The sequence below is a fragment of the Kitasatospora sp. NPDC032757 genome (genome assembly GCF_055579305.1).
Genome location: NZ_JBVINN010000091.1, coordinates 1 through 3,814, shown reverse-complemented (window position 1 = coordinate 3,814; position 3,814 = coordinate 1). Strand labels below are relative to the sequence as shown.

General features: G+C 71.1%; 4 protein-coding genes. All 4 read left to right on the top strand.

Annotation, left to right across the window (positions count from 1 at the left end):
- The coding region (locus ACZ5WK_RS40125; protein WP_465555493.1) for a sugar ABC transporter substrate-binding protein at window positions 1-849 on the top strand (849 nt) is incomplete at its 5' end.
- 79 nt (window positions 850-928) lie between these two features.
- Window positions 929-2,485: a sugar ABC transporter ATP-binding protein gene (locus tag ACZ5WK_RS40120; protein WP_465555491.1), complete on the top strand. Its 1,557-nt coding sequence runs from the start codon at window positions 929-931 to the stop codon at window positions 2,483-2,485.
- Window positions 2,469-3,506: an ABC transporter permease gene (locus ACZ5WK_RS40115; protein ID WP_465555489.1), complete on the top strand. Its 1,038-nt coding sequence runs from the start codon at window positions 2,469-2,471 to the stop codon at window positions 3,504-3,506. The genes ACZ5WK_RS40120 and ACZ5WK_RS40115 overlap by 17 nt, the downstream gene beginning before the upstream one ends.
- Window positions 3,507-3,640: 134 nt before the next feature.
- Window positions 3,641-3,814: FadR/GntR family transcriptional regulator (locus tag ACZ5WK_RS40110; RefSeq protein ID WP_465555495.1), on the top strand; the 174-nt coding region annotated here is incomplete at its 3' end.

The window sequence follows — 3,814 nt, the reverse complement described above, 5'->3', positions numbered from 1 at the left end:
CAGGGCCTGAACACGCTGCCGGTGAGCAACTCGCAGAACGACGTGACCAAGCTGGTCGCCAACGTCCAGGTGTTCCAGAACACGGGCGCCAAGGCCGTGGTGATGGCCCCGCAGGACACCGGCGCGATCGCCTCCACCCTCGACCAGCTGTCCGCCAAGAAGATCCCGGTGGTCAGCGTCGACACCCGCCCCGACAAGGGGAACGTCTACATGGTGGTGCGCGCCGACAACAAGGCGTACGGCACCAAGGCCTGCGAGTTCCTCGGCACGCAGCTCGGCGGCAAGGGCAAGGTCGCCGAACTCCAGGGCGCGCTGAGCTCCGTCAACGGCCGCGACCGCTCCGAGGCCTTCGCCGCCTGCATGAAGGAGAAGTTCCCCGACATCCAGGTGATCGAGCTGGCCACCGAGTGGAAGGGCGACGTCGCCTCCGCCAAGCTCCAGTCCACCCTGGCCGCCAACCCGGACCTGGGCGGCGTCTACATGCAGGCCGGCGGCGTCTTCCTGCAGCCCACCCTCGCCCTGCTCCAGCAGAAGGGCCTGCTCAAGCCCGCCGGGCAGCCCGGCCACATCGCCATCGTCTCCAACGACGGCATCCCGCAGGAGTTCGACGCGATCCGCAAGGGCGACATCGACGCGACCGTCTCCCAGCCCGCCGACCTCTACGCCAAGTACGCCCTCTTCTACGCGCAGGCCGCCGCCGAAGGCAAGACCTTCCAGCCCGGCGCCACCGACCACCAGTCGACCATCATCCAGCTGCCCAACGGACTGGAGGACCAGCTCCCCGCTCCGCTGGTCACCAAGGACAACGTCGACGACAAGTCCCTCTGGGGCAACAACGTCGGCAAGTGACCCATCCGACTCCCGTGAGCGGCTCACCGGCACCCCCAGCCGACCGCCGCTCACGGGTACGACCTTGAAAGGACCCGCCATGGCGGACCCCAGCCCCGTCCGGGGCCCCGTCGTCGAGGCCGACGGGATCAGCAAGCGCTTCGGCGCCACCGTCGCCCTCAGCGATGCCCGCATCTCGGTCGCGCCCGGCGAGTCGCACGCCCTGGTCGGCCGCAACGGCGCCGGCAAGTCCACGCTCGTGTCGATCCTCACCGGCCTGCAGAACCCCGACACCGGCACCCTGCGCTTCGACGGCGAGCCGGCCCCGGCCCCCGGCGACACCGACGCCTGGCGCTCCCGGGTCGCCTGCGTCTACCAGCGCTCCACCATCATCCCCGCGCTGACCGTCGCCGAGAATCTCTTCCTGGACAGGCAGAGCACCGGTGCGCTGCGCCCGATCAGCTGGAAGCACCTGCGCGGCCGCGCCACCGAGCTGCTCGCCGAGTACGGCGTGGACGTCGACCCGACCGCGCGCGCCGAGGACCTGAGCGTCGAGCAGCGCCAGTTCGTCGAGATCGCCCGGGCGCTGTCCTTCGGGGCCCGCTTCATCATCCTGGACGAGCCCACCGCCAAACTCGACGCGCGCGGCATCGAACGACTCTTCGACAAGCTGCGCTCACTGCAGGAACAGGGCGTCGCCTTCCTGTTCATCTCCCATCACCTGCAGGAGGTCTACGACCTCTGCAGCACCGTCACGGTCTACCGCGACGCCCGGCACATCATCACCGCACCGGTCTCCGAACTCGACCAGCAGGCCCTGGTGGAGGCGATGACCGGCGAGAGCGCCCGGGACAGCGAGCCCGCCTGGTCGGTGACCGGCCGCACGATCCCCGACGGCGCCCCACTGCTGGACGTCTCGGGCCTGAGCCTGGCCGGCGCCTACCAGGACGTCTCCCTGACCGCGCGGGCCGGCGAGGTCGTGGGCCTGGCCGGGGCGGCCGCCAGCGGCAACGTCCCGCTCGGCGAGACCATCGCCGGCCTGCACCGCCCGCAGGCCGGCACGATCACCGTCGCGAGCCGCCCGGTACGCACCGGCCGCGTTCCCGCCGCACTCGCGGCCGGCATCGGGTTCGTGCCCGAGGACCGGCACATCCAGGGCCTCATCCCGCAGCGCAGCGTCGCCGAGAACGCCACCCTGACCGTCACCGACCAGCTCGGGCCGTTCGGCACGGTACTGCCCTCGCGGACCCGGGCCTTCGCCGAGCGGATGATCGGCGACCTCGACATCAAGACGCCCGGCCCCTCGGCCCCGGTGTCCGCCCTGTCCGGCGGCAACCAGCAGAAGGTGGTCATCGCGCGGGCGCTGGCCACCCAGCCGCACGTCCTGGTGGCCATCCGGCCCACCAACGGCGTCGACGTCAAGTCCAAGGAATCCCTGCTCGGCACCGTCCGCGAGGTCGCCGACGCCGGGAGGAACGCCCTGATCGTGTCCGACGAACTCGACGACCTGCGGGTCTGCGACCGCGTCGTGGCCATGTTCCACGGCCGCGTCGTCGCCGAGTTCGAGCACGGCTGGAGCGACGAACAACTGGTCGCAGCCATGGAGGGCATGTCCGGCCCGACCGACACGAAGGAACGCAATGTCTCCCACCACTGAGGTCCGCGCGCACGCGGCCACCGCCCCCGCCGTCACCCGGCCCGCCGAGCGCCGCTTCCAGCTCGCCCGCTACCGCGACCTCTCCCTCGTCCCGGTCCTGCTCGTCCTGGGCGTCATCGGCTTCGCCGTCTCACCCGCCTTCCTCACCTCCGACAACCTCCTCGGCGTCGGCCAGCAGGCCACCGAACTGAGCCTGCTGGTCCTGGCCGAGGCACTGATCCTGATCGTCGGCCGGATGGACCTGTCCCTGGAGTCCACGATCGGCGTGGCCCCGGTCATCGCCGTCTGGCTGGTCCTCCCCGACCACGGCGCACGCTTCAACGGCCTCGGCCTCTTCCCCTCCTGGACGGCCATCCCGCTGTGCCTGGCCGTCGGCGCGCTCATCGGGGCGATCAACGGCCTCCTCATCCTCAAGCTGCGCCTCAACGGCTTCATCGTCACCCTCGGCGCGCTCACCCTGCTCCGCGGCCTCCAGGTCGCGATCTCCCAGGGCCAGTCGATCGTCAACCTGCCCGGCTCCTTCACCTACCTCGGCAGCACCAGCTGGCTCGGCGTCCCGGCGGCGATCTGGATCTGCGCCCTGCTCTTCCTCGCCGGCGGCTGCGCCCTCGCCTGGCTTCGCCACGGCCGTGCCCTGTACGCGATCGGCGGCAACTCCGAGGCCGCCCGCGCCGCCGGCATCCGGGTCGACCGGATCACCTGGACCGTGCTGATCCTCGGTGGCCTGCTGGCCGCGTTCGCCGGCGTCCTCTACACCGGCCACTACGGCTCCATCTCCGCCGACCAGGGCAACGGGTGGATCTTCCAGGTCTTCGCCGCCACCGTCATCGGCGGCGTCAGCCTCAACGGCGGCCGCGGCACCCTCTTCGGCGCCCTGACCGGTGTGCTGACCCTCCAGCTCGTGGTCAACGTCATGACCCTCGCGGGCGTGCCGCCACTGTGGAACCAGTTCCTCAACGGCGCCATCATCATCGTCGCGCTGATCATCTCCCGCTTCGCCTCGGGCGAGAAGCAGGAGTGACCGGTCCGACAGCCTGACAGCCGCCCAAGCGGCGCGACCGGCCCGCCGGGGACCGGTCGCGCCGCTTCGGCCTCCCCTTCCCCGCCCCCTCGACCGACACCACTCCCTTGCCCGCACGCAGGAGGCGAACACCCATGGCGGTGACCGACCGGGCCATCGAGAAGATCAAGGAAATGATCGTCTCCGGCGCCCTGCAGCCCGGCGCGAGACTCCCCAACGAGGCCGATCTCGCCGACCAGCTCGGACTGTCGCGCAACTCGCTGCGCGAGGCAGTCCGGGCGCTCACCGCGATGCGGATCCTCGTCCCC